Raw genomic sequence first — 1152 nt, forward strand, 5'->3', positions numbered from 1 at the left:
AAGTTACGAGTGATAAAATAATTTATTACGTAAAATAGTTGGAGGTGACATAATGAGATTCAATCCGAATGATTTCACTGAAAAATCTTTGAAAGCATTTCAACAAGCTCAAAATGTTCTAGGTTATTCAGGAGGGAATATTCTTAAACCTGAGCATTTATTGTTAGCAATTTTAAATGTTGAAGATGAAAATGTGAAAAAAGCTCTTCAAGGTGCCAATATTAATTCTATAAAAATCAAGCTTGAAGAAGCTTTATCTGAAGAAATGGGAGTATATTACTCCATGTCTTATGGTGGTGCACAAGGTATATATCTATCAACTAGTTTAGCAAACGCTTTACAAATAGCTAAATCAGAAGCCGACAAGATGGGATTTAAAAAGATTCCTTTACTAGCCTTATTATTAGGAATTTTAATGGAAGGTACATCTTACGCGTCCAAACTGTTGTCCGCTTATACTTCAGAGGCTTTGATTAGAGAACAGCTACAAGAAATGTTAGAAAACGGAGACGAAGAAATAGAATCAGGGGCGGGCGATCCTTTGAAAAAATTCACTATTGATTTAACCAAAGAGGCTAAAAAAGGAAAACTTACCCCTGTCATTGGAAGAGAAAAAGAAATAAATAGAATGGTGGAAATATTATCCAGAAAATCCAAAAATAACCCAGTTTTAGTTGGTGACGCTGGGGTTGGTAAAACCGCTGTAGTGGAAGGTTTAGCACAAATGATAGTAGAAGAAAATCCTCCTTCTTATCTAAAAAATAAGAAAATTTTACAGTTAGACATGGCTGCTTTACTGGCGGGTTCAAAATTTAGAGGTGAGTTTGAAGAAAGGCTTAAATCAGTCGTCGATACAGTAAAAGATAAAAGCGATGAAATTATTCTTTTTATCGATGAACTGCACAATATAATAGGTGCTGGAGTGGCTGAAGGAAATGCAATGGATGCAGCAAATATTTTGAAACCAGCCTTAGCTAGAGGTGAAATAAAGGTTATTGGAGCAACAACGTATGAAGAATATAAAAAATACATTGAAAAGGACAAAGCCTTAGCGAGAAGGTTTCAACCAGTGTATATACAAGAACCTACCCCTGAGCAAGCTATTGAAATACTTAAAGGTATAAAAGAAACGTACGAAAAGCATCACAAGGT

General features: G+C 34.5%; 1 protein-coding gene. It reads left to right on the forward strand.

Going from position 1 to position 1152, the window contains the following annotated elements; genetic code table 11:
- Positions 1–52: 52 nt before the first annotated feature.
- Positions 53–1152 (forward strand): Clp protease N-terminal domain-containing protein (locus AA81_RS09995; RefSeq protein ID WP_245863580.1); only part of this gene is annotated, 1100 nt, incomplete at its 3' end.

This window comes from Petrotoga halophila DSM 16923 (assembly GCF_002924615.1).